Raw genomic sequence first — 23,188 nt, 5'->3', positions numbered from 1 at the left:
TGCCTCAGGCGCGGTAGGCCTCGGGGTCGAGGCGCTGCATCTCGGATTCGATCCAGTTTTCGACTTCCACCATCAGCTCCTCGTGCTTGCGGCCCACGGAAGGGATGGGCTTGCCGATGGAGACATCGACCACGCCCGGCGTCTTGATGAAGGCCTTGCGCGGCCAGCACTTGGCCGAGGTGACGGCAATGGGCACCACGGGCACGCCGGTCATGATGGCCAGGCGCGTGGCGCCGGTCTTGTACTCGCCGCGTTCGCCGCGCGGGATGCGCGTGCCTTCGGGGAACATGATGACCCAGGTGCCCTGGGCCAGCAGGCGCCGGCCCTGCTCCACGACCTTGTGGAATGCGCGCGACCCGTGCTTTCGGTCGATATGGATCATGTCCATGCTGCCGATGGACCAGCCGAAGAAGGGCACCATGAGCAGTTCCTTCTTGAACACATAGGCTAGCGGGCGCGGCATGATCGCCGGCATGAGGAAGGTTTCGTAGGTGGACTGGTGCTTGACCAGCAGCACCACGCCCTGCTTGGGGTCGGTGGGCAGGTTCTCCATGCCCTGCACGCGGTGGCGCACGCCCATGATCACGCGGGCGCTGTCCACCGACAGCTTGAGCCAGGCGCGCGCCACGGCATAGACGCGGCGCGGCCCGCCGCCCAGCCAGCGCGTGAGCAGCACGGCCAGGGTGTAGGGGATCACGGTGATGCCCATCCAGAGCATGTGGAGGGTGGAGCGGATCAGGGACATGGCGGCAGTGTGGTGCAGAAAGCGGCGCAGCGGCCGGGCGGCTGGCCCGGGCCTTGCGCCCTCAGGAATCGGAATTCACAAAGATAGCATTGTGCGCAGGACAGCAGGCCGGCGGCGCATGGGCAAAGCGCCATTCGGACGTTCAGGCGTTCAGGGAGCGGGTGCGGCATCTGCCGGAACCAGCGCATCGGCCAGCGCGGCCAGGCTGGCATGGCGCCGGGTGCCGGCAGGCAATCCGGGCGGAAGTTCGCCGTCCAGAGACACTCCGGCGCTGGCGCCCGTGCAGACCAGGTGCAGGCGTGCGCCCATGGCCGCTCCGGCCTGCAGGTGGGCCACGCAGGAACCTATGACCCACAGCTGCTGCCCCTCGACGCCGAAGCGCTCGGCAATCTGCTCGAACAGCGCCGTGCCGGGCTTGCGGCAATGGCATTCCTCGTCCGGGGCATGGGGGCAGTAGAAAACCGCATCGACGCGCGCGCCTGCCGCCGCCATTTCGCGATGCATGCGCGCGTGCACGGCATTGAGCTCGGTCACGTCGAACAGGCCCCGGCCCAGGCCTGGCTGGTTGGTGGCGACCACCACATGCCAGCCCGCCCGGTTCAGGCGCGCCACGGCTTCCAGCGCACCGCGCTGGGCCTTCCAGGCCTCGGCCGAGCCGATGAACCCCTCTTCACCGATCTGGTTGAGGGTTCCGTCACGGTCCAGGATCGCAATTTTCATGGTCGGGTCCCAAGAATGTCAGAACTCAATTGCGCGCGTCCCAAGACGAGGGACACCGAGGAAGGGCCTAGGCCGGCCGCGCCGCCCCGCACCGAGGGTGCCGTCCCCCTCCCTTGCGAAGCAAGTAGAGAGGCGCCGTGCCACGGGGGGAAGGCGCGAAGCGCCTCAGGGGGTGCTCCATTCACGCCAGTCGCGAAAGGTCCGCCACGCGGTTCATGGCTTCGTGCAACGTGGCCAGCAAGCCCAGGCGGTTGGCCTTGAGCGCCGGGTCTTCGGCGTTGACCATCACATGCTCGAAGAAGGCATCGACCGGGGCGCGCAGCGCGGCCAGGGTCTGCAGGCTGGCCGTGTAGTCGCCGGCAGCAAACTGCTGCTGCGCCTTGGGCGCCACCGATTGCAGGGCTGCGTACAGGTCCTTCTCGGCCACCTCGGCCAGCACGGCCGCGTCGACCTGGGCCTGCACGGCCTGGTCGGCCTTCTTGAGGATGTTGCCCACGCGCTTGTTGGCGGCGGCCAGGGCCGGTGCCTCGGGCAGCTCGCCGAAGGCGCGCACGGCTTCCAGGCGCTTTTGCACGTCGGACAGGCGCTGCGGGCGCAGGGCCAGCACGGAGTCCACTTCCTGGGCCGAGAAGCCCTGCTCGCGCAGGTTGCCGGCCAGGCGGTCGTAGATGAAGTCGGCCAGCTGGGGCGTGGCGTCCTCGATCTTGTCGCCGAAGGCGGGCAGCACGCTGACCAGCAGGGTTTCCAGGTCCAGCGCCAGGTCCTTCTCGACCAGCATGCGGATCACGCCCAGGGCGTGGCGGCGCAGCGCGAAGGGGTCGCGGTCGCCCGTGGGCAGGTTACCGATGCCGAACATGCCGACCAGGGTTTCCAGCTTGTCGGCCAGGGCCACGACCACGCCGGCGTTGCCGCGCGGCAGTTCGTCGCCCGCAAAGCGGGGCTTGTAGTGGTCCTCGATGGCATCGGCCACGGCCACGTCCAGGCCATCGTTGAGCGCGTAGTAGCGGCCCATGGTGCCCTGCAGTTCGGGAAACTCGCCCACCATGTCGGTCACGAGGTCGGTCTTGGCCAGTTGCGCGGCCAGGTCGGCCTGCTGGGCCAGGCCCGTGTCGCCCAGCTGGCGGGCAATGCTCTTGGCGATGGAGCGCACGCGCTCCACGCGCTCGCCCTGGGTGCCGAGCTTGTTGTGGTAGACCACCTTGCCCAGCCCGTCCACGCGCGAGGCCAGGGTCTTCTTGCGGTCCTGGTCGAAGAAGAACTTGGCGTCGGCCAGACGCGGGCGCACCACGCGTTCGTTGCCGCCGATGACGGCGCTGGCATCCTGGGGGCTGATGTTGCTGACCACCAGGAACTGGTGGGTCAGCCGGCCGGCGGCGTCCAGCAGCGGGAAGTACTTCTGGTTGGCCTTCATGGTGAGGATCAGGCATTCCTGCGGCACGTCGAGGAATTCCTTTTCGAACTCGCAGACCAGCACATTGGGGCGCTCGACCAGGGCCGTGACTTCGTCCAGCAGGGCCTCGTCCTCGATGGGACGGACACCGCCGCCCACGCGCTCGGCAGCGGCCTGCAGCTGGCGCGCGATCTCGGCACGGCGCTCGGCGAAGCTGGCGATGACGGCGCCTTCCTCGCGCAGTTGCGCGGCGTAGTCATCGGCGGAGCGGATGACCACGGGATCGACCGCCGCCTCGAAGCGGTGGCCATGCGTGGCCGTGCCGGCCGTCAGGCCCAGGGCCTTGACGCCGATCAGCACCTCGGTGCCGTGCAGCACCACCAGGCCGTGGGCCGGGCGCACGAAATGGACGCTGCTCCAGCCGTCGGCCAGCTGGTAGCGCATGACCTTGGGGATGGGCAGCCTGGCAATGGCTTCGTCCAGCGCCTTTTGCACGCCGTCGGCCAGCATCACGCCGCGCACGGTGGAGGCGTGGAACAGGGCCTCGGCCTTGCCTTCGCCCTGGCGGGTCAGGCTGGCAACGGCTTCTTCGCCGGCGCCCAGGGCGGCCAGCTTCTTGATCAGTGCGGGCGTGGGCTTGCCGTCGGCGTCCAGGCCCACGGAGACGGGCATGAGCTTTTGCGACACGGCCTTGTCCTCGGCCTGGGGCAGCACTTCGGTGATGTGGGCGGCCAGGCGGCGCGGCGAGGCATAGGCCGTCAGGCGCGCTTCGCTGGAGGCCAGCAGGCCCTGGGCCTTGAGCTGCTCGAACAGCACGCCGGCAAAGGCGTCGCCCAGCTTTTGCAGCGCCTTCGGGGGCAGCTCTTCGACAAAAAGTTCAACAAGAAGATTCGATGCGTTCATGGTCTGGTGTTCTCTCGGTGCAGCGGTGTCCGCCTCAGGCGGCCTTCTTGCCCTGTTGTTCGGCGGCCTTGGCCAGCTCGGCCAGCACTTCGTCGGCATGGGCCTTGGGCGCCATGGGGAAGCCCAGGCGCGCACGGCTGTCCATATAGGCCTTGGCCACGGCGCGGGCCAGGTTGCGGATGCGGCCGATGTAGGCGGCACGCTCCGTCACGCTGATGGCGCCGCGCGCATCGAGCAGGTTGAAGGTGTGGGCGGCCTTGAGCACCTGCTCGTAGGCCGGCAGCGCCAGCTGTTCGCCGATCAGGTGGTTGGCCTGCTTTTCGTGGGCGCTGAAGGCGGTGAACAGGAAGTCGGCGTCCGAGTGCTCGAAGTTGTAGGTGGACTGCTCCACCTCGTTCTGGTGGTAGACGTCGCCGTAGCTCAGGCCGTCGGTCCAGGTCAGGTTGTAGACGTTGTCCACGCCCTGCAGGTACATGGCCAGGCGCTCCAGGCCATAGGTGATCTCGCCGGTGGCGGGCTTGCAGTCGATGCCGCCGACCTGCTGGAAGTAGGTGAACTGGGTCACCTCCATGCCGTTGAGCCAGACTTCCCAGCCCAGGCCCCAGGCGCCCAGCGTGGGGTTTTCCCAGTCGTCCTCGACAAAGCGGATGTCGTTCTTCTTGAGATCGAAGCCCAGGGCCTCGAGCGAGCCCAGGTACAGCTCCAGGATGTTGTCGGGCGCGGGCTTGAGCACGACCTGGAACTGGTAGTAGTGCTGCAGGCGGTTGGGGTTGTCGCCGTAGCGGCCGTCCTTGGGGCGGCGGCTGGGCTGCACGTAGGCGGCCTTCCAGGGCTCGGGACCCAGGGCGCGCAGGAAGGTGGCGGTATGCGAGGTGCCCGCGCCCACTTCCATGTCATAGGGCTGGAGCAGCGCGCAGCCCTGGTCGGCCCAGTAGGACTGCAGCTTGAGGATGATTTGTTGGAAAGTGAGCATGACTTGTTTCAGGCGTCGCACGCAGGCCGGGGCCGCGCCGGTGAATGAGAGGCGGCTCGCGCCGCGCAAACGACGATTTTAAGGCGCCGCCCGGCCCTGCGCCGTGGCGCGGGCCTGCGGCCCCACGGCAGACGCTCCACAGGGCGATCTGCATCAAAAAACGGAGCAGGCGACACATGCCGGCAAAGGCCGTGGCGCGCGAAGACCCGAAAGCCCGCCTTGCACGACGCATCCGGATCATTTTTTGACAATTCACCGGGGCAGCGGCCGGTGGCCGTTCTCCCCGCCGCCATGCACGCCGCCTAGAATGGCCCATTGACCTTTTTTGTCGTGGACCACCACCGTTTCGGAGCCTGCCATGAACCTGATGAACATCATCACCAAGCAACTGATAGAGATCATCGAGTGGACCGATGACTCGCGCGACACGCTCTCCTACCGCTGGCCCGACGACGACAAGGAAATCAAGAACGGCGCACAGCTCATCGTGCGCGAGTCGCAGCAGGTGCAGTTCGTCTCGGCCGGCCAGTACGCCGACCTGTTCAGCCCCGGCAAGCACACGCTGACCACGCAGAACATTCCCATCCTGTCCACCATCCAGGGCTGGAAGTACGGCTTCAACTCGCCGTTCAAGTGCGATGTCTACTTCATCAACACGCGGCTGTTCACGGGCAACAAGTGGGGCACCTCCAACCCCGTGATGGTGCGCGACCAGGACTTCGGCGCCGTGCGCCTGCGCGCCTTCGGCACCTATGACTTCCGCATCGTCGAGCCGGCCAAGTTCCTCAAGGAAGTGGCCGGCACGGACCAGAACTTCCGCATCGACGAGTTCGCCGACACCATGCGCTCGCGCATCATCAGCGTGTTCACCGAGTCGCTGGCCAAGGCCCGGGTGCCCGTGCTGGACGTGGCCCAGCGCTATGGCGAGCTGGGCGATGCGCTGCTGCCGCTGATCAACCCGGCCATGACGGACAAGTACGGCCTGGAGATCACCAGCTTCGTGCTGGAGAACGTGTCCGTACCGCCCGAGGTGGAGCAGGCCATCGACAAGCGCTCCAGCATGACGGCCATCGGCAACCTCAACGACTACGTCAAGTACCAGATGGGCCAGGCCATGACCACAGGCGGCGAAGGCGCTGCCGCAGCCACCCTGCCCGCCACCATGGCCATGGGCTTCGGCATGGCGCAGGAGATGATGAAGAGCATGCAAAACGGCGGCGGCGCCGGCGGCGCACCGGCCGGCCAGGCCTCCGACCCGTTCTCGCCTGCCGCCGCCCAGGCCGCCCAGGCGCCGGCAGCACCCGCCGCCGGTGGCCTGCAGGTGCTGACTCCGACACAGGCGGCCCAGGTGCTGGGTGTCAGCGAGGCCGATGTGCTGGCCGAGATCCAGGCCGGCAACCTCAAGGCGCGCCAGATCGGCAGCCAGTGGCGCATTGCGCAAGCCGCACTCGATGAGTTCCTGCGCGGCTGACATTTCCGTGGTTTGACCCCTTGCGGCGCCAGGCCCTGCCTGGCGCCGCGTCCCGTTTTCCAGGACCGATGCCGTGAGCGCGCCCTCCTCCAGTTCCTCCAGCACCTCGACTTCCCCCGCCTCCGGTTCCTGGGAGGCCGCTGCCGCCGCGCCGGCCATGGTGCGCAAGCACCCCTGCCCCGAATGCGGCGCCAACCTCGAATGGAATGCCCAGGCCCAGGCGCTCAAGTGCCCGTACTGCGGCACCACGGTGCCCTGGAGCGAGGAAACGCGCGAGGAACTGGGCCGCGATGTGGTCGAGCAGGACTTGGCCGAGGCGCTGCGCAACCCCAAGTCCGGCCGGGGCTGGGGCACGGAGGACCGCTACGAGGTCCAGTGCCAGAACTGCCGCGCGATCTCGGTCTTCGTGAACCGCACCGTGGCCAAGCGCTGCGACTTCTGCGGCTCGCCCTCCATCGTGGCCCACGAGGGCCAGGGCGATGCCATCACGCCGCAGAGCATCCTGCCCTTCAAGATCAGCGACGGCCAGATCCGCGACCGCATACGCCAGTGGTACGGCAGCCGCTGGTTCGCGCCCAACCGCCTGAAATCCGCCGCGCTGACCGACACGCTGCACGGCGTCTACCTGCCCTACTGGACCTTCGACGCCCACGCCAGCGCCGACTGGCAGGCCGAGGCGGGCTTCTACTACTACACCACCGAGTCCTACCGCGACAGCAACGGCAACGTGCAGACGCGCCAGGTGCGCCATGTGCGCTGGGAGCCGGCCTCGGGCAGCCTCGCCCATTTCTTCGACGACGAGCTGGTGCCCGGCACCGTGGGCGTGCACGCCAACCTGCTGCGCCAGGTGGAGCCCTTCCCCACCACCACCGACCTCAAGCCCTACACGCCCGAGTTCGTGCGCGGCTGGACGGTGGAGCGCTACCAGATCGACCTGGGCAAGGCCGCCCAGGTCAACGTGCAGGACATGGACGAGCAGCTGCGCGCCCTGTGCGCGCGCCAGGTGCCCGGCGACACCTACCGCAACCTGCAGATGCAGCGCGAGTACCAGGGCCGCACCTTCAAGCACATCCTCGTGCCGGTCTGGCTGGTGGGCTACACCTACGGCAGCAGGACCTTCCAGATCATCGCCAACGGCTACACGGGCCAGATCGCGGGCGAGCGCCCCTACAGCGCCCTCAAGATCACGCTGGCCGTGCTGGCCACGATCATGGTGCTGGCGCTGCTGTGGGTGATGTTCGGCAAGTAGGCCGGCTGCCGCTCACCACGCGCTCCAGACCTCCTCGGCCAGACCGAACGCCGTGCTGGCGCCGGACCCACCCGTCACAGCGACCACGCGCGTGGCCTCGTCGGGCGCATGCACCACGCAGGGCGCGTCCTGCGCACTCGGGTAGACGCCCACCCAGCGCTCCACCACCTGCGCATCGCGCAGGTGCAGGGCCTCGTTCATGTGGCGCAGCATCAGCCGGTCCACGGCTTCGCTGGCAAAGGGCTGGGGCGCTGCGCCGTAGTGGTGGGAGTCGCCCACCACCAGGCTGCCGTCGGCGCTTTGCACGGCGATCAGGTGGATGCCGTGGGCCAGGCTCTCGCCCTCCTCCCGCTCCAGTTCGGCGCGCAGCGCGGCGGCTTCGGGCAGGGCGCTGTAGCCCTCGTATCTGACCATGCTCAGGTCCCCCATGACCGAGCCCTTGAGCTGCAAGCCCGGCTGCGGCCGCACGCGCAGCATCTGCAGCTGGCACAGCTGGATGCGGTGCGGCGTCCACAGGCCGGCGAACAGGCCGCCCGGGTCGGCGTTGTTGCAGACCACCACGCGTTCGCCGTGGTAGCTGGCGCGCGTGCTGCGCACCCGGGGCGCGGCCACGTCGAGCACGGCCTCGCCAAAGCGGAAATCCACGCCCATGGCCTGCTCCAGCCACTGCGCCAACCTGGCAATGGCTGTGCGCGACTCCACGCGCAGCTCATGCGGGCTGTAGAGCACGGCGCTGAGGTCTTCGGTGCGCAGTGCCGGGTGGCGTTCGGCGGCCTGGGCCGGCGTGAGCAGCTCACAGCGCTCGCCCATGGAGGTGCTCAGAAAGGCGTGGAGCACGGCCTCGGCGCTGGCCCGGCGCGCCGTCAGCCACAGGCCGCGGTGCACGACCTCGATGCCAGCCTGCGGCGCGATCTCGGCCCAGGTATCGCGCGAACGCATGGCCCGCTGCCAGTGGGCGCCCGCCTGCTGCCCCGTGACAGTGACAAAGCCGAAATTGCGGATGGAGGCGGAGATGCAGGCCGCATCGCGCTCGATGACGAGCACGCTGCGGCCACGGCGCGCAGCCGCATAGGCGTGGGCCAGGCCGACAATGCCGGCCCCCACCACGATCAGGTCGTAGTTCTTCATGGGAGAAAACAGAGGAGAGGGAAAGGAAAAAAGTCAGCGCTGGCGCCAGCGCTGCGTGCGCCGCTGCACCCAGGCATCCAGCGCCGCGATCAGCAGCCGGCCCGCAGCGGCCGTGGCAAAGATCAGCGTGGCCATGGCGGCGGCCGGCGCGGTGTCGCCCGCGTCGTCCATGGCCAGCACGGCCACCGAGGCCAGCGTGGTCTCGGGCGAGTACAGGAACACCACGGCCGACACCGTGGTCATGGCGTTGACGAAGAAATAGCCGGCCACCTGCATGACCACTGGCAGGCATACCGGCAGGTGCACGCGCCACAGCAGCGTCCAGAAGGCCACACCCATGGAATCGGCCACGCGCTCGTACTCGGCATCGAGCTGCTGCAGCGCGGCCAGTTGCGTGATGTGCGCCACCGAGAAGAAATGCGCCACCGAACACAGCACCAGGATGGCCATGCTGCCGTACAGGAAGTGCAGCGGATTGCCCTGGGCATTGAAGAACAGGATGTAGCCCAGGCCCAGCGCCAGCCCCGGCACGGCCATGGGCAGCGTGGCCACGGCATGCAGCCACTGGCGCGTGCGTGCCCAGCGCACGGGCTTGGCCACCAGGTAGGCGGTCACAAAGCTCAGCACCGCGCCCAGCACGGCCGTGGCCAGCGCCATGGACAGCGAGTTGCCATAGCTGGCCCAGCCGCCGCCGTCCATCATGTCGAAGCGGTAGTTCTTGAATGTCAGCGTGAGGTTGTACGGCCAGTAGCTGACCAGGGAGGCCAGCACGGCCGTGCCCATGACGGCCAGCAGCGCCAGCGCCACCAGCGCGCAGTAGGCGAACAGCGCGCGGTCCAGCGGCGCATGGGGCTGGGGCACCAGCGGCACGGAGCGCACGCCCATGGTGGCCGCCTGGCGCGCACGCAAATGGCGCTCGGCCGCAAAGGCCAGGCCGGCCGGCACCAGCAGCAGCATGGCCACCACGGCACCCATGGACAGGTTTTGCTGGCCGATGACCTGCTTGTAGATGTCGGTGGCCAGCATGGCCGTGTTGCCGCCAATGACCTTGGGCACGCCGAAGTCGGTCACCACGAGCACGAAAACCACGATCCACGAAATCATCAGCCCGTAGCGGCTGGCCGGCAGCGTGACCTGGCGGAAGCTGCGCCAGCGGCTGGCGCCCAGCGTGGCGGCCGCCTCGTACAGGCGCGCATCGCCCGAGGCCAGCGTGGTGCACAGGATCATCAGCGCATGCGGAAAGGTCCAGAGCACCGAGCCCACGATGATGCCGAAGGGCCCGTAGGCCGAGCCCCCCTGCAGCCAGCCCTTGAGCAGGCCCTGGCTGCCGAACAGGTAGATCAGGCTGATGGCCATGAGCAGCGAGGGCGCCAGCAGCGGCACCAGGGCCAGCGCGCGGAACCAGCGCGCCAGCGGCATGCAGCTGCGCACCACGCCATAGGCGTAGGCATAGGCCAGCAGCACGCAGACCGTGCTGCTCACGGCCGACAGCCACAGGCTGTTGAACAGCGATTGCGTCACGCCCGGCATGCGCGCATAGGTGATGAACTGGGCCAGGCCCGTGAAGCGGCCCGTGTCGTCCCAGAAACTCCTGCCCAGCAGGCTAGCCACCGGCAGGGCGATGGTGGCCAGCAGCCAGGCCAGTGCGCCCAGCACCAGGGCGCCCAGCCACCAGCGCTCCCAGCCTGCGCTGCGCCCCTGCGGACGCACGGGCCCTGCAGGCGCGCTGCGGCGGGCGCAAGCGAAGCGGTCCACCGGCACCGGCACCGGCACGGAAACGGCCGTGTCCATGGGATGCGCGCTCATGCGGCCTTCCTCGCATCGGGCGCCGCCAACGGCTGCAGCGCAGCGGCGGGCAACTCCATCAGCACCTCGCCCTGCAGCCAGTCGGGCAGGCCCACGTCGTGGCGCAGGGGCCACTGGGCGTCAACCTGGCACTGCAGCGTGGGGCTGTACAGGCGCACCAGGGCCATCGATCCGAGGAAGGAGGTCTCCACCACGCGGGCGCGCAACAGGTTGGGCAACGCCGTGGGCTGGGCCGGGTGCAGCACCACGCTTTCCGGACGCACGCCGACCAGCAGCGCGTCGCCACGCTCGAAGCCGGCCAGCGCACAGCGCAGGCTGGCTTCGCCGATGCGCACCTGGTCCGCCCCCTCGGCCGTGGCCGGCAGCAGGTTCATGCGGCCCACGAAACCGGCCGCGAACTGGCTCACGGGCTGGGCATAGAGCTGCTCGGGCGAACCCTGCTGCTCGATGCGGCCCTGGTGCATGAGCACCACGCGGTCGGCCATGGACAAGGCCTCTTCCTGGTCGTGCGTGACCATGATGGAGGCGATGCCCAGCTGGCGCTGCAGCTGGCGGATCTCGCTGCGCAGCTCGGTGCGCACCTGGGCATCGAGCGCGGACAGCGGCTCGTCGAGCAGCAGCAGGCGCGGCCGGGGCGCCAGCGCGCGGGCCAGTGCCACGCGCTGCTGCTGGCCGCCCGACAGCTGGGCCGGGTAGCGCTGGGCCTGCGCGCCCAGACCCACCAGGGACAGCATCTCGGCCACGCGCTCGCGCGCCTGCGCCGCAGGCTGCCCGTTCAGCCCGAAGGCCACGTTCTGCGCGGCCGTGAGATTGGGAAACAGCGCATAGCTCTGGAACACCACGCCGAAGCCACGGCGTGCGGCCGGCCAGCGCGTGATGTCATCGCCCTGGAACAGCACCCTGCCCTCGTCAGGCATGTCGATGCCGCAGACGATGCGCAGCAGCGTGGTCTTGCCGCAGCCCGAAGGGCCGAGCAGGCTGACGAACTCGCCCGCCTCCACGTTCAGGTCAATGCCGCGCAGCACCTGCTGCTCGCGGTAGCGCTTGGCGATATGGTCTATGCGCAGCATGGCGTGGCTCCGGCTTACTTTTTCTCTGCCTTGGCTTCGTAGCGGCGGCTCCACTCGGCCAGGATGCGCTCGCGGTTGGCCGCGGCCCAATCGAAGTCGTTCTTCGCCAGCCGCTTTTCGAGATCGGCAGGAATGAACTCCAGCTTTTCCTGCGCCTCGGGCAAGGCCAGCACGGCGAAGTTGGCGGCGTAGAGCTTGTTGGCCTCGGGCGTGACGGCCCAGTCGGCCAGGGCCTTGGCGGCTTCCTGCTTCTTGCTGGTCTTGAGGATGGCCGTGGCCTCCACATCCCAGCCCAGGCCTTCCCGAGGGAAAACGATGTCGATGGGCGCACCGTCCTTCTTGGTCTTGCTGGCGCGGTACTCGAAGCTCAGGCCCACGGGAAACTCGCCGGCCCCCGCCTGGCGGCAGGGCTTGGAGCCGCTGTGCGTGTACACGCCCATGTTCTGGTGCAGGGCGTCCATGTAGGCCCAGCCCTTGTCCTCGCCCATGATCTGCAGCCAGGCCGCGACCATCAGGTAGCCCGTGCCGCTGGAGGCCGGGTGGGGCATGGTGATCGTGCCCTTGAACTCGGGCCTGACCAGGTCGGCCCAGCTGGCGGGCACCGGCAGCTTGCGCTTGCCGGCCTCCACGGTGTTGAAGCAGATGGCCGAGGACCACAGGTCCATGCCCACCCAGGTCGGCTGGGCGCGCGGATCGCGCATGTTGGCTCGCACCTTGTCCAGGCCCTTGGGCGCGTAGGGCTGGAGCATGCCCTGCTTGTCCAGCAGCATCAGCGAGGTGGCGGCCACGCCCCAGATCACGTCGGCCTGGGGATTGGCCTTTTCGGCCAGCAGGCGGGCCGTGATGATGCCCGTGCTGTCACGCACGAACTTGAGTTCGATCTCGGGATGGGCCTTCTCGAAGCCGCTCTTGTAGGCCTTGATCTGGTCAGCCTCCAGGGCGCTGTAGACCAGCAGCTCGGTCTTGGCCGCATGGGCCAGGGGTGCGAAGGAGGCGACGGTCAGCACCGCAGAGGCAATGGCAAGGCGGCGGCCCAGGGAGGCAAGGGTGTGGCGCATGGCGTGTCAGTTCCGTTGTGGGTTCGTGGACAGGCGGCAGGGTCGCCACCTCTGACACCCACTGTAGAAAGCGCAGGTGAAACGTCCGTGTCACACAACGGAAATTTGGCGAAGCGGGTATTGGCGGATTTGGGTGCCCTCCGCCCCGCGGCGCCCCCGCCCCGCTCCCGCCTTCTTCAGCGGCGCGGCTTTACCCTGCCCGGGCGCTCAGCCTGGGCCGTCTGCGGCTGCAGCGCATCCAGCAGCCGGTCCTGCAGGCGCGCGCGGTGGGCAAGGTTCTGATCCAGCCTGGCGGCCAGCGCGTCGATGTGCTCGCGCATCAACTGCTCGGCGCGCGCCATGTCGCCGGCCGCCAGCGCATCGACGATGGCCTCGTGGTCGGCATTGGAGTGCTGGGCCTCGGTCTGCGACTGGTACAGCGCAGACACCAGGGTGGTGCGCGCCGACAGGTCGGCCATCATGGCCGTGAGAAAGCGGTTGCCCAGTTGCTCGGCCAGGCAGACGTGGAAGTCGGCCAGCAGCACGCTGCGCTGGCCGGCGTTGTCGGCCTCGGCGATGGCGCCGCGCTCCTGGGCCACATGCTCGCGCAGCGTGCGTATGGCCGCCTGCAGCGGCCGGCCCGCGTCGCGCAGCATGCCGGACTCCAGCACGCGGCGCGCGGCATAGGTTTCCTGGGCTTCCTCGAACGAGGGCTCGACCACGTACCAACCCTGGCGCGAGCGCACCTCGACGAAGCCGCGCGCCTGCAGCTGCATCAGCGCCTCGCGCACCATGGTGCGGCTCACACCGAAGACCTCGGCCAGCTCCTTTTCGCCCAGGCGTTCGCCAGGGCGCAGCTTGCGCTCGACGATGGAGCGCATCACGCGCTCGGCAATCAAGGCCGGCCCGGTGGCCGGCGCATCCTGCGGCTCGGACATGGCGGCCTCCTCAGGCCACGGCCGGAATGCGGCGCGGGCGCAGCGTGGCCATCACCCAGTACACGCTGCCGCCGATCAGCACGCCGAAGAACCAGCCGTAGGTGCCCCACCAGACCGGCAGCAGGCTGGTGAAGTTGGGCAGGATGGTGGAGAACACGCTGCCGATGCCGGTGGCGATGAGCGCGTTGACGTTCCAGCCGCCCTCGTAGCGGTACTCGCCATGTTCGTCATACAGCGCGGCCACGTTGATGTTGCCCTTGGCCACCAGGTAGTAGTCCACCAGGATGATGCCCAGCAGCGGCCCCATGGTGGCGCCGATGGCGTTCACGAAGTGGGCAGCGCCGCCCTCCCATGGTGCAAAGGGGTAGAGAGCCAGGGCGATCAGTGCGGCGATGTATCCGCCGCGCTTGAAGTCGATGCGCTTGGGAAACACGTTGGAAATATCGAAGGCCGCCGAGACGAAGTTGGCCACCACGTTGATGCCAAGCGTGGCCACGGCAAAGGTGACGGCGGCCAGCAGGGCCAGCACCCAACTGTCGAACTTGGCCGAGATCTGCTCGGGGTGCAGCAGCACCTCGCCATAGACCTTGAAGGCCGCAATCGTGGTGATGCCGGCCACCAGCGAGAACGCGATCAGGTTCACGGGCAGGCCCCAGAGGTTGCCCTTGGCCACCGCTTCCTTGTTCTTCGCATAGCGCGAGAAATCGCAGAAGTTCAGGTACAGCGCCGCAAAGTAGGTGATCCAGGTCGCGCCCACGGCCATCAGCGCCCAGAAGCTGCCCGGCGCGCCGCTCACCCCCGCATCCTTGGTCTTGTCCAGCAGCACATCCATGGGAATGCCGTGGTCGAAGCTGAAGCCACCGGCCTTCACGCACAGGCCGATGGCCAGCACCAGCATGGCGATCCACACGGCAGGCCCGGCCCAGTCCTGGAATCGCCGCACGGTCTCCATGCCCCTTTGGATGATCAGCAACTGCAAGGCCCAGATGACCACGTAGCAGATCACCTCCAGACCCGAATGGCCCAGCCAGTGCGTGGTCTGGTGGAAGGACAGCAACGCCTCATTGCGCACCAGCAGCGCCACCATGGCGCCCGAGGCGGCCGCCGTCTGCGCCCCGTACCAGAAGCAGGCCACGATGGCTCGCACCAGGGCAGCCAGATTCGCGCCCCATACCCCGAAGGACGCACGCGCCAGCACCGGATAGGGCACGCCGGTCTTCTCGCCCGCATAGCCCACCAGGTTCATCAGAAAAAAGATGACCAGAGAACTGATGCCGATGGCGATCAGAAAATTGACGAAGCTGCCGCACAGCAGAAACAGGCTGGCCGCCAGGTAGTAGCCCCAAAGGCTGTGCACGTCCGAAGTCCAGACGTTGAAAATGCTGAAGGCGCCCCAGCGGCGGTCCTTGGTGGGCGCCAGGTCTTCGTTGTAAAGACCCGGCGAGGGATTGCGAATATCCATTGCTGCGCTCCTTGATCACGAGCAATCACTGACACAAGACCAGCCGAGACCCATGAATCAGCTGGCACACAAACTGGCACGCAAACTGGTATGCAAGAAGTGTGCCTTCAGGCGCAGGAGTTGTTTCCAGGGACATACCCGGCCACGCCGGCCCTGCGCATCACGGCGCCATGTTGAAATGGCGCCAGGCATTCCTGACCCCAACACCCCGCCATGTTCGTCACGCAGCTCAAGTCCTTCTTCTGGGTGGCCCGCCTGGGCAGCATCACGCAGGCGGCACGCCAGCTTTCGCTGAGCCAGCCCACCGTGACCACCCAGATCCGCGCGCTGGAAGAGCACTACGGCGTGGAGCTGTTCCATCGCCAGGGCGGGCGCCTGTCCATCACCGATGCCGGGCTGCGCCTGCTGCCCCAGGTCGAGCAACTGCTGCTGCAGACCATCCAGCTGGAGTCGGCGCTGCGCCATTCGGGCGATGCCAGCCAGGGCCAGCTGCGCATCGGTGCGACGGCGCCCTACTACGTGCTGGACATCGTCAAGCGCTACCAGCGGCGCTTCGAGCGGGTGGAAGTGGCCATCGTGGGCGGCAACTCGCGCCAGATGGTGCAGGCGCTGGTGGACTACCAGGTGGACCTGGCGACCTCATCGCACCTGGAAGGTGATCCGCGCCTGCTGCGCGTGGAACTGGGCCAGGACCCGCTGGCCCTGCTGGTGCACCGCAGCCACCGGCTGGCGCAGCGCACCATGGTGCAGGCGTCCGATCTGGTGCAAGACACGCTGATCCTGCGCGAGCGCGGCTCCATGACGCGCCAGCTCACCGAACAGATGCTGGCCGCCGCCGGCCTGGCACCGCGCCACGTCATGGAAATCGCCAGCCGCGAAGCCATCCGCGAGGCCGTGATCCGCGACATGGGCATCAGCGTCTTCGCCCGGCATGAAGCCTCGGCCCACCCCGACATCGTCGTCCTGCCCTTCGCAGGCCCCGTGCCGCGCCTGCCCGAATACCTGTACTGCCTGCGCGAACGCCGCCAGGCCCGGCTGATCGCCGGCTTTCTGGAGGAAGCCGTGCCGGGCGGGGTGCTGCCGGACCAGATGTGAACTGGCTCAGGCCAGCTCGGCATCCGCCAGCAGCGGCTGCCTGAGGTCCTTGTCCGACAGCGACAGCTCCACATCGAGCTGCGGCCACTGCACGCCGATGGCCGGGTCGTCCCAGGCAATGCCGCGATCGGCCTGGGGCGCGTAGAAGGCCGTGGCCTTGTAGAGGAAGTCGGCGCTGTCGCTGAGCACCATGAAGCCGTGGGCAAAGCCTGGGGGCACCCACAGCTGGCGGTGGTTGTCTTCCGTCAGCTCGGCGCCCACCCATTGGCCGAAGGTGGACGAGCCCTTGCGGATGTCCACGGCCACATCGAACACGGCGCCGCGCACCACGCGCACCAGCTTGCCCTGGGCATGGGGAGGCAGCTGGTAGTGCAGGCCGCGCAGCACGCCCTTCTTGCTGCGGCTGTGGTTGTCCTGCACGAACTGGTGGTCCGTGCCCGTGGCCTGGTTGAAGGCCTGCTGGTTGAAGCTTTCGAGGAAGAAGCCGCGATCGTCACCAAAGACCTTGGGCTCGATCAGCATCACCTCGGGAATGGCCAGGGGTGTTGCCTTCATGCGTGCACCTTTTCCTTGAGGATCTGCAGCAGGTACTGGCCGTAGCCGTTCTTGGCCAGCGCCTGGCCCAGCGTCTCGAGCTGGGCACGGTCTATCCAGCCCTGGCGGAAGGCGATCTCCTCGGGGCATGACACCTTCAGGCCCTGGCGCTGCTGCAGCGTGGCGATGAACTGGCCGGCCTCCAGCAGGCTGTCGTGCGTGCCCGTGTCCAGCCAGGCATAGCCACGGCCCATGAGCTCCACATTGAGCTGGCCCTTGTCCAGGTACAGGCGGTTGAGGTCGGTGATTTCCAGCTCTCCGCGCGCCGAGGGCTTGATGGACTTTGCCAGCTCAACGACCTGGCTGTCGTAGAAATACAGGCCCGTGACCGCGTAGTTGCTCCTGGGCTGCCTGGGTTTTTCCTCCAGGGAAAGCACGCGGCCCTGGGCGTCGAACTCGGCCACGCCATAGCGCTCGGGGTCCTGCACGTGGTAGGCAAACACCGTGGCGCCCTCGCTGCGCGCGTCAGCGCGTTCGAGCAGGCGGGGGAAGTCGTGTCCGTAGTAGATGTTGTCACCCAGCACCAGGGCGCTGGGGGCGCCGGCCAGGAAGTCCTCGGCGATCAAAAAGGCCTGGGCCAGGCCATCCGGGCTGGGCTGGACGGCGTACTCCAGCTTCAGGCCCCACTGCGAGCCGTCGCCCAGCAATTGCTCGAAGCGCGGCGTGTCCTGCGGGGTGCTGATCACGAGGATTTCTCGGATGCCCGCGAGCATGAGAGCGCTCAGCGGGTAGTAGATCATGGGCTTGTCGTAGACCGGCAGCAGCTGCTTGCTGATGGCCAGCGTGGCCGGGTGCAGGCGGGTGCCGGAGCCGCCCGCGAGGATGATGCCTTTGCGTGTCTGGTTCATGTCCTGGATCCTGGGGTTCTGCTGAAGCGCGCAGCCGCGCTCAGATGATTTCCTGCAGCATGCGGTCCACGCCTGCCTGCCAGTGGGGCAGGCGCAGGCCGAAGGTCTGCTGCAGCCGGTCGGTGTTCAGGCGGGAATTGTGCGGACGCTGCGCCGGGGTGGGAAAGGCGCTGGTGGGCACGGCAGCTATGCGCTGCACCTTCCAGGGCCGGTCGGGCGCGAGTTCGCGGGCGCGGGCGATCACGTGGCTGGCATAGGCATGCCAGGTGGTCTCGCCACCGGCCACCAGGTGGTACAGGCCCTGGTCGCCGGGTTGGCGCTGCAGCTGGCGAATGGCATGGGCCGTGACGTCGGCGATGAGGTCCGCGCCCGTCGGTGCGCCCCATTGGTCGTCGATCACGCTCAGTACTTCACGCTCCTGGGCCAGGCGCAGCATGGTCTTGGCGAAGTTGCCGCCGCGCGCCGCATAGACCCAGCTGGTGCGAAAGATCAGGTGGCGGCAGCCCGAAGCCTGGATCAGCTGCTCGCCTTCGAGCTTGCTGCCGCCATAGACGGACAGCGGCGCCGTGGCCTCGGTCTCCGTGCGCGCAGCGCTGCCGCTGCCGTCGAAGACGTAGTCCGTGCTGTAGTGCACCAGCAGCGCGCCGGTCTGCGCCGCCTCGCGGGCCAGCACCTGGGGAGCCAGCGCATTGAGCAGCCGCGCCTGTTCCGGCTCGCTTTCGGCCTTGTCCACGGCCGTGTGGGCGGCGGCATTGACGATGACATCGGGACGCAGAGCGCGCACGGTCCGTGCGAGTTCATCGAGGCGAGAGAGATCGCCGCACAGGCCCTGGCCACCGGCGTCGCCCTGGCGCTCCAGCGCAATCAACTCGCCCAGCGGCGCCAGGCTGCGCTGCAGCTCCCAGCCCACCTGTCCATTGCGGCCCAGCAGCAGCAGCTTCATGCGCCGGCTCCCTCCGTGTACTGGCGGCTGACCCATTCGCGGTAGGCGCCGGACTGCACATCGGCCACCCACTCGGGATTGTCCAGGTACCACTGCACGGTCTTGCGGATGCCGGTCTCGAAGGTCTCCGCGGGCTTCCAGCCCAGTTCGCGCTCGAGCTTGCGCGCGTCGATGGCATAGCGCCGGTCGTGACCGGGGCGGTCCTTCACATAGGTGATCTGGGCAGCGTAGCTGGTGCCATCGGCCTTGGGGCGCAGCTCGTCGAGCAGCGCGCAGACGGTGTTCACGATCTCGACGTTGGGCTTTTCGTTCCAGCCGCCCACGTTGTAGGTCTCGCCCAGCTTGCCGGCCTCCAGCACGCGGCGGATGGCGCTGCAATGGTCGCGCACATAGAGCCAGTCGCGCACCTGCATGCCATCGCCATAGATGGGCAAAGGCTTGCCGGCCAGGGCGTTGACGATCATCAGGGGGATCAGCTTCTCGGGGAAATGCAGCGGGCCGTAGTTGTTGCTGCAGTTGGTGGTCAGCACGGGCAGGCCGTAGGTGTGATGCCAGGCGCGCACCAGGTGGTCGCTGGCGGCCTTGCTGGCCGAGTACGGGCTGTTGGGCTCGTAGTTATGGTCTTCGGTGAAGGCCGGTGCCGCTGGCGCCAGGCTGCCATAGACCTCGTCGGTGGAGACATGCAGGAAGCGGAAGGCCGCCTTGGCCTCGGCATCCAGCGCACTCCAGTAGCCGCGCACGGCCTCGAGCAGGCGGAAGGTGCCGACCACATTGGTCTGGATGAAGTCCTCGGGGCCGTGGATGGAACGGTCCACATGGCTTTCGGCCGCAAAGTTGACCACGGCGCGCGGCTGGTGCTCGGCCAGCAGGCGGGCCAGGACTTCGCCATCGCCGATGTCGGCCTGCACGAAGACATGGCGCGCATCGCCCTGCAGGCTCTCCAGGCTCTTGAGGTTGCCCGCGTAGGTGAGCTTGTCCACGTTGAGCACCGGCTCATCGCCGGCAGCCAGCCAGTCCAGCACGAAATTGGCGCCGATGAAGCCGGCGCCGCCTGTGACAAGAATCATGGTTCAACCTTGCAAAATTTCATTGTTCTTGGTTCGGGGTTCAGGCGGCAGCCTGCAGTGCTGCCTCCCGCGCGACCTGGGCATTGTCGGCGTTCACCAGTGAAAAAGCCCGCAGGAGGCGGGCTTTTTCCTTCAGGACACGCCTTTTACACACCAGGGCGTATTCACTGGCCCTGCCAGCGGCGCAGCACCAGCGAGGCGTTCGTGCCACCGAAGCCGAAGCTGTTGGACAGCACGGTGTTCAGCTGGGCATCGCGTGTGCGCGTGACCAGGGGCATGTCGTTCAGCGCGGGATCGGGCGTGTCCACGTTGACCGAACCCGCGATGAAGCCCTTGTTCATCATGATCATGCAGTAGATGGCTTCCTGCACGCCGGTGGCGCCCAGCGAGTGGCCAGTCAGCGACTTGGTGGAGGAGAACGGCGGCACCTGGTCGCCGAACAGCGCGCGCATGGCGCGCACTTCCTGCATGTCGCCCACGGGCGTGGAGGTGCCGTGGGTGTTGATGTAGTCCACGCCGCCTTCGAGGCCTTCAAGGGCCTGCTGCATGCAGGCGATGGCGCCGTCGCCCGAGGGCGCGACCATGTCCTCGCCATCGCTGGTGGCGCCAAAGCCCACGACTTCGGCCAGGATGTTCGCACCCCGGGCCTGGGCGTGCTCCAGGCTTTCCAGCACCACCGCGCCACCGCCACCTGCGATCACGAAACCGTCGCGGTGGGCGTCATAGGCGCGCGAAGCCTTTTCGGGCTGGTCGTTGTACTTGCTGGACATGGCCCCCATGCCGTCGAACAGCAGTGCCATGCCCCAGGACAGCTCTTCGCCGCCGCCGGCAAACATCACGTCCTGCATGCCCCAGGCGATCTGCTGCGCCGCTGCGCCGATGCAGTGCGCCGAGGTGGAGCAGGCCGAGGTGATGGAGTAGTTGATGCCCTTGACCTTGAAGTTGGTCGCCAGGCAGGCGGACACCGTGGAACTCATGCAGCGCGTGACCTGGTAGGGCCCGACGCGGCGAATGCCCTTTTCGCGCAGCGTGTCGGCCGCCTCGATCTGGTTGGCCGGCGACCCGCCGCCCGAGCCCATGATCAGGCCGGTACGCGGATGGCTGACCTGCTCGGGAGCCAGGCCGGCCTGGGCGATGGCATCTTCCAGCGCGATCTGCGCATAGGCAGCGGCATCGCCCATGAAGCGCAGCTGCTTGCGATCGATACGTGCCTCGACGTCGATCTCCGGCACACCGGCCACCTGGCTGCGCATGCCCAGTTCGGTGAACTTCGGCATGGCCTTGATGCCCGTGCGCCCCTCGCGCAGCGAGGTCTCCACGGTATCGAGGTCGTTGCCGATGCACGAGACAATGCCCGCGCCGGTGATGACTACGCGACGTTTGGTCATGCTGCCGTTCCCTGGCCTTCACCCTCGCGCAGGAACAGGCCCACGCGCAGGTCATTGGCGACGTAGATTTCCTTGCCGTCGGCCAGCAGGCGTGCATCGCCGATGGCCATGTTGAGCTTGCGCTTGATCACGCGCTTGATGTCGATTTCGTAGGTCACGAGCTTGACGTCAGGACCCACTTCGCCCGTGAACTTGACTTCGCCGGCGCCCAGCGCACGGCCCCGGCCGGGAAGGCGCAGCCAGGTCAGGTAAAAGCCGATCAGTTGCCACATGGCGTCCAGACCCAGGCAGCCGGGCATGACGGGATCGCCCCGGAAATGGCAGTCGAAGAACCAGAGATCAGGCTTGATGTCGAGTTCGGCGACGATCTTGCCCAGGCCGTGGGCGCCACCATCCGTGTCGATGTGCGTGATGCGGTCGAACATCAGCATGGGAGGCAGTGGCAGACGCCCGCTGTCTGCGGAAAACAGCTTGCCTTCGCCCGAAGCGATCAGTTGCTCATACGAAAAAGAATCGGCCATTGTCTAACTTGCTCCACGGCGGCACTGACGCCACCTCTATCTCTGAATGGGTGCGGCCCGCAGCGGACCATGCAGCCGCGCATTATCGGGGCTGAACGTTGCCAGACTGCAACAAAACCCCGAGGCCGCATCAAAACTCTGCCACAAAAGCCACGCCGACTCAGGTCGCGGGACTTGGCTACAGCCCCTGAACCGAGGCCCTGCGGCGGCCGATCCAGGCCACCAGCAGCACCGCCGCAGCAGCGGCGCACAGCGGGACCAGACCTGCTGCATTCACCCAGCGCGCAAACGGTGTCAAGGCCTCGCGGCCCTGCACACTGGCCTCAAGCACCGCGCGCTCGTAAGGCACCAGCGCGTGCGTCACCACGCCCCGGTGGTCGATGGCCACCGTGGCGCCGGTATTGGTGGCGCGCAGCATGGGGCGCTCGAACTCCAGCGCCCGCATGCGGCTGATGGCCAGATGCTGGTCGATCGCCACGCTGTCGCCAAACCAGCCGATGTTGCTGAAATTCACCAGCACCGTGGGCGCCGTCGCTGCATTGCCGAAATGTGCACCCAGCTCTTCGCCAAACAAATCCTCGTAGCAGATGTTGGGTGACAGCCGCTCGCCAGCCCAGGCCATGGAAGGCTGGCCCAGCGCGCCGCGGTTGAAGTCGCCCAGCGGTATGTTCATCATCTGCGTGAACCAGCGAAACAGCGGCGGGATGAACTCCCCGAAGGGCACCAGATGGTGCTTGTCGTATTGGTAGTCCTGGATCTGGCCAGGCTGCCAGCCCACGACCGAGTTCGTATAGCCGGCCTCTTCCGAGCCCAGCGGAATGCCCAGCAGCGCCGCCTGCCGGCCTCCCTTCTTCAGATACGGTTCGCGCAGCAGGTCCAGGTATTCCTCGGGCAACTGCTGGGGCAGCAGGGGCACGGCCGTCTCGGGTGCGACCACCAGCTGCGCCGTGGCCGCGCGCAGCTCCCGCCCGTACCAGCCCAGGGCCAGCGGAATGCCGCTGCCGGCCTCGAACTTCTCATCCTGCGGGATATTGCCCTGCAGCATGGCCACGCTCAGCGCTGGCCGTTCGGCCGATGGTGCATTGATGGCGGCATCGCGAAGCCACCACAGCCCGCCCCAGGCCAGAACCAGGGCCGCCACAGTGGCCGCGCACCGTGCAGGCCGAAGGGCTTGCCCGCCCCGCGAACCGGCCGCCAAGGCGGCCAGCCAATATGCCAGCCAGGACGCCACCGCCCCCGTGCCGTAGACGCCGATCCAGCGCGGCAGCACCGACAGGGGCCCTTCGACGTGGGCATAACCCCCCGCGCCCCAGGGAAAGCCGGTCCACAGCCAGCCACGCGCCAATTCGGCCAGCAGCCAGACGGCGGCGAAAAGCAAGGCGCCGCCCGCCGTGCTGGTGGGGCGCAGCTTGTGCCAGCCCCAGGCGGCCACCGCGTAGTAGCTGCCCAGGAAGGCCGCAAGCGCCAGCACGGCGGCAACGGCCAGCGGCGCAGGCAGGCCGCCATAGACATGCATGGAGATGAACAGCCACCAGAAGGTGGCCACCAGCCAGGCGGTGGCATAGAGCATGGCCCGCCCCGCCGCCTGGGCCGGGCGCTGTGCCGTCTGCAGGGCGCGTGCCAGCACGGCCAGCGACAGAATCTGCAGCCACCACAGCGGGCGGCCATAGCCGCCGACCAGGCTCAGCGGCCCGTCGCCCTGGCCGCGCGCCCAGGGCCAGGCCAGCGACAGGGCCTGGGCTGCACCCGCAAGCAGCAGCAGCACGCCCACGGCGAGCCGGCCCATGCGCCGGCCGTCTTGCGAAAAAGCGGAAGAACTGGACAGGGGCATCGGCCAGGT

The 23,188-nt window shown here is 67.8% G+C and carries 20 protein-coding genes; 3 read left to right on the top strand and 17 right to left on the bottom strand.

The window, feature by feature from the left end; translation table 11 throughout:
* Positions 1–4: 4 nt before the first annotated feature.
* From ACN20X_RS06420 to glyQ, 4 genes are all read right to left on the bottom strand, one after another.
* Positions 5–745, bottom strand: a complete 741-nt coding sequence (locus tag ACN20X_RS06420; RefSeq protein WP_016446474.1) for a lysophospholipid acyltransferase family protein — start codon at positions 743–745, stop codon at positions 5–7.
* Between the two features lie 150 nt (positions 746–895).
* Positions 896–1,465 (bottom strand): D-glycero-alpha-D-manno-heptose-1,7-bisphosphate 7-phosphatase, encoded by a 570-nt coding sequence (locus tag ACN20X_RS06415; RefSeq protein WP_016446475.1) that lies wholly within the window; start codon positions 1,463–1,465, stop codon positions 896–898.
* Positions 1,466–1,646: 181 nt separating this feature from the next.
* Positions 1,647–3,758, bottom strand: coding sequence for a glycine--tRNA ligase subunit beta (gene glyS, locus ACN20X_RS06410; protein ID WP_047473163.1), 2,112 nt, complete (start codon positions 3,756–3,758; stop codon positions 1,647–1,649).
* A gap of 34 nt (positions 3,759–3,792) precedes the next feature.
* On the bottom strand, positions 3,793–4,731 hold the full coding sequence (gene glyQ / locus ACN20X_RS06405) for a glycine--tRNA ligase subunit alpha (protein ID WP_016446477.1): 939 nt from the start codon (positions 4,729–4,731) through the stop codon (positions 3,793–3,795).
* 358 nt (positions 4,732–5,089) lie between these two features.
* Here glyQ and ACN20X_RS06400 point away from each other — a divergent pair, with 358 nt between their 5' ends.
* Entirely contained in the window at positions 5,090–6,202 is a 1,113-nt protein-coding gene (locus ACN20X_RS06400) for an SPFH and helix-turn-helix domain-containing protein (protein WP_016451837.1), read from the top strand.
* 73 nt (positions 6,203–6,275) lie between these two features.
* Entirely contained in the window at positions 6,276–7,451 is a 1,176-nt protein-coding gene (locus ACN20X_RS06395; RefSeq protein WP_016451838.1) for a TFIIB-type zinc ribbon-containing protein, read from the top strand.
* Between the two features lie 12 nt (positions 7,452–7,463).
* Here the strand turns inward: ACN20X_RS06395 and ACN20X_RS06390 are convergent, their stop codons facing one another.
* From ACN20X_RS06390 to ACN20X_RS06365, 6 genes are all read right to left on the bottom strand, one after another.
* On the bottom strand, positions 7,464–8,579 hold the full coding sequence (locus ACN20X_RS06390; protein WP_016451839.1) for a TIGR03364 family FAD-dependent oxidoreductase: 1,116 nt from the start codon (positions 8,577–8,579) through the stop codon (positions 7,464–7,466).
* Between the two features lie 33 nt (positions 8,580–8,612).
* Entirely contained in the window at positions 8,613–10,385 is a 1,773-nt protein-coding gene (locus ACN20X_RS06385; RefSeq protein WP_016451840.1) for a putative 2-aminoethylphosphonate ABC transporter permease subunit, read from the bottom strand.
* The gene (locus ACN20X_RS06380; RefSeq protein WP_016446482.1) at positions 10,382–11,455 is read right to left on the bottom strand and encodes an ABC transporter ATP-binding protein; all 1,074 of its coding nucleotides are present in this window, start codon (positions 11,453–11,455) and stop codon (positions 10,382–10,384) included. Before ACN20X_RS06380 ends, ACN20X_RS06385 begins: the two co-directional genes overlap by 4 nt.
* Positions 11,456–11,469: 14 nt before the next feature.
* On the bottom strand, positions 11,470–12,513 hold the full coding sequence (locus tag ACN20X_RS06375) for a putative 2-aminoethylphosphonate ABC transporter substrate-binding protein (RefSeq protein ID WP_016451841.1): 1,044 nt from the start codon (positions 12,511–12,513) through the stop codon (positions 11,470–11,472).
* A 176-nt stretch (positions 12,514–12,689) separates the two neighbouring features.
* Positions 12,690–13,430, bottom strand: coding sequence for a GntR family transcriptional regulator (locus ACN20X_RS06370; protein ID WP_016446484.1), 741 nt, complete (start codon positions 13,428–13,430; stop codon positions 12,690–12,692).
* Between the two features lie 10 nt (positions 13,431–13,440).
* The gene (locus tag ACN20X_RS06365; RefSeq protein ID WP_016451842.1) at positions 13,441–14,892 is read right to left on the bottom strand and encodes an NCS1 family nucleobase:cation symporter-1; all 1,452 of its coding nucleotides are present in this window, start codon (positions 14,890–14,892) and stop codon (positions 13,441–13,443) included.
* Positions 14,893–15,105: 213 nt separating this feature from the next.
* Between ACN20X_RS06365 and ACN20X_RS06360 the strand changes: the two genes are divergently transcribed.
* Positions 15,106–15,987: a LysR substrate-binding domain-containing protein gene (locus tag ACN20X_RS06360; RefSeq protein WP_016451843.1), complete on the top strand. Its 882-nt coding sequence runs from the start codon at positions 15,106–15,108 to the stop codon at positions 15,985–15,987.
* A gap of 6 nt (positions 15,988–15,993) precedes the next feature.
* On the opposite strand, the gene rfbC is transcribed toward ACN20X_RS06360, so the two are convergent.
* The 7 genes from rfbC to lnt all read right to left on the bottom strand — a co-directional run bounded on the left by rfbC (position 15,994) and on the right by lnt (position 23,134).
* Positions 15,994–16,542 (bottom strand): dTDP-4-dehydrorhamnose 3,5-epimerase, encoded by a 549-nt coding sequence (rfbC, locus tag ACN20X_RS06355; RefSeq protein ID WP_016451844.1) that lies wholly within the window; start codon positions 16,540–16,542, stop codon positions 15,994–15,996.
* Positions 16,539–17,429, bottom strand: coding sequence for a glucose-1-phosphate thymidylyltransferase RfbA (gene rfbA / locus ACN20X_RS06350; protein WP_016451845.1), 891 nt, complete (start codon positions 17,427–17,429; stop codon positions 16,539–16,541). The genes rfbC and rfbA overlap by 4 nt, the downstream gene beginning before the upstream one ends.
* A gap of 40 nt (positions 17,430–17,469) precedes the next feature.
* A complete protein-coding gene (gene rfbD, locus ACN20X_RS06345) occupies positions 17,470–18,372 on the bottom strand; it encodes a dTDP-4-dehydrorhamnose reductase (RefSeq protein WP_016451846.1) in 903 nt (300 codons plus the stop codon).
* Positions 18,369–19,439, bottom strand: a complete 1,071-nt coding sequence (rfbB, locus tag ACN20X_RS06340) for a dTDP-glucose 4,6-dehydratase (RefSeq protein ID WP_016451847.1) — start codon at positions 19,437–19,439, stop codon at positions 18,369–18,371. Before rfbB ends, rfbD begins: the two co-directional genes overlap by 4 nt.
* Positions 19,440–19,603: 164 nt before the next feature.
* Positions 19,604–20,827, bottom strand: a complete 1,224-nt coding sequence (fabB, locus tag ACN20X_RS06335; RefSeq protein ID WP_016446491.1) for a beta-ketoacyl-ACP synthase I — start codon at positions 20,825–20,827, stop codon at positions 19,604–19,606.
* Positions 20,824–21,348 carry a bifunctional 3-hydroxydecanoyl-ACP dehydratase/trans-2-decenoyl-ACP isomerase gene (gene fabA / locus ACN20X_RS06330; RefSeq protein WP_016446492.1) on the bottom strand — a complete coding sequence of 175 codons (525 nt, stop codon included), beginning with the start codon at positions 21,346–21,348 and terminating at the stop codon, positions 20,824–20,826. Before fabA ends, fabB begins: the two co-directional genes overlap by 4 nt.
* A 178-nt stretch (positions 21,349–21,526) precedes the next feature.
* Positions 21,527–23,134 carry an apolipoprotein N-acyltransferase gene (gene lnt / locus ACN20X_RS06325; protein WP_017404270.1) on the bottom strand — a complete coding sequence of 536 codons (1,608 nt, stop codon included), beginning with the start codon at positions 23,132–23,134 and terminating at the stop codon, positions 21,527–21,529.
* Between the last annotated feature and the right edge of the window lie 54 nt (positions 23,135–23,188).

It is taken from the genome of Delftia sp. PX-1 (assembly GCF_055797465.1).
The sequence above is the reverse complement of the archived record's forward strand: the minus strand, read 5'-3'. Positions and strand labels throughout refer to the sequence as shown.

Bases quoted from the DNA above. Each gene is read 5' to 3' on its own strand.
- ACN20X_RS06420 (WP_016446474.1), bottom strand. From the start codon at position 745: ATGTCCCTGATCCGCTCCACCCTCCACATGCTCTGGATGGGCATCACC.
- ACN20X_RS06415 (WP_016446475.1), bottom strand. From the start codon at position 1,465: ATGAAAATTGCGATCCTGGACCGTGACGGAACCCTCAACCAGATCGGT.
- glyS (WP_047473163.1), bottom strand. From the start codon at position 3,758: ATGAACGCATCGAATCTTCTTGTTGAACTTTTTGTCGAAGAGCTGCCC.
- glyQ (WP_016446477.1), bottom strand. From the start codon at position 4,731: ATGCTCACTTTCCAACAAATCATCCTCAAGCTGCAGTCCTACTGGGCC.
- ACN20X_RS06400 (WP_016451837.1), top strand. From the start codon at position 5,090: ATGAACCTGATGAACATCATCACCAAGCAACTGATAGAGATCATCGAG.
- ACN20X_RS06390 (WP_016451839.1), bottom strand. From the start codon at position 8,579: ATGAAGAACTACGACCTGATCGTGGTGGGGGCCGGCATTGTCGGCCTG.
- ACN20X_RS06385 (WP_016451840.1), bottom strand. From the start codon at position 10,385: ATGAGCGCGCATCCCATGGACACGGCCGTTTCCGTGCCGGTGCCGGTG.
- ACN20X_RS06380 (WP_016446482.1), bottom strand. From the start codon at position 11,455: ATGCTGCGCATAGACCATATCGCCAAGCGCTACCGCGAGCAGCAGGTG.
- ACN20X_RS06375 (WP_016451841.1), bottom strand. From the start codon at position 12,513: ATGCGCCACACCCTTGCCTCCCTGGGCCGCCGCCTTGCCATTGCCTCT.
- ACN20X_RS06370 (WP_016446484.1), bottom strand. From the start codon at position 13,430: ATGTCCGAGCCGCAGGATGCGCCGGCCACCGGGCCGGCCTTGATTGCC.
- ACN20X_RS06365 (WP_016451842.1), bottom strand. From the start codon at position 14,892: ATGGATATTCGCAATCCCTCGCCGGGTCTTTACAACGAAGACCTGGCG.
- ACN20X_RS06360 (WP_016451843.1), top strand. From the start codon at position 15,106: ATGTTCGTCACGCAGCTCAAGTCCTTCTTCTGGGTGGCCCGCCTGGGC.
- rfbC (WP_016451844.1), bottom strand. From the start codon at position 16,542: ATGAAGGCAACACCCCTGGCCATTCCCGAGGTGATGCTGATCGAGCCC.
- rfbA (WP_016451845.1), bottom strand. From the start codon at position 17,429: ATGAACCAGACACGCAAAGGCATCATCCTCGCGGGCGGCTCCGGCACC.
- rfbD (WP_016451846.1), bottom strand. From the start codon at position 18,372: ATGAAGCTGCTGCTGCTGGGCCGCAATGGACAGGTGGGCTGGGAGCTG.
- rfbB (WP_016451847.1), bottom strand. From the start codon at position 19,439: ATGATTCTTGTCACAGGCGGCGCCGGCTTCATCGGCGCCAATTTCGTG.
- fabB (WP_016446491.1), bottom strand. From the start codon at position 20,827: ATGACCAAACGTCGCGTAGTCATCACCGGCGCGGGCATTGTCTCGTGC.
- fabA (WP_016446492.1), bottom strand. From the start codon at position 21,348: ATGGCCGATTCTTTTTCGTATGAGCAACTGATCGCTTCGGGCGAAGGC.
- lnt (WP_017404270.1), bottom strand. From the start codon at position 23,134: ATGGGCCGGCTCGCCGTGGGCGTGCTGCTGCTGCTTGCGGGTGCAGCC.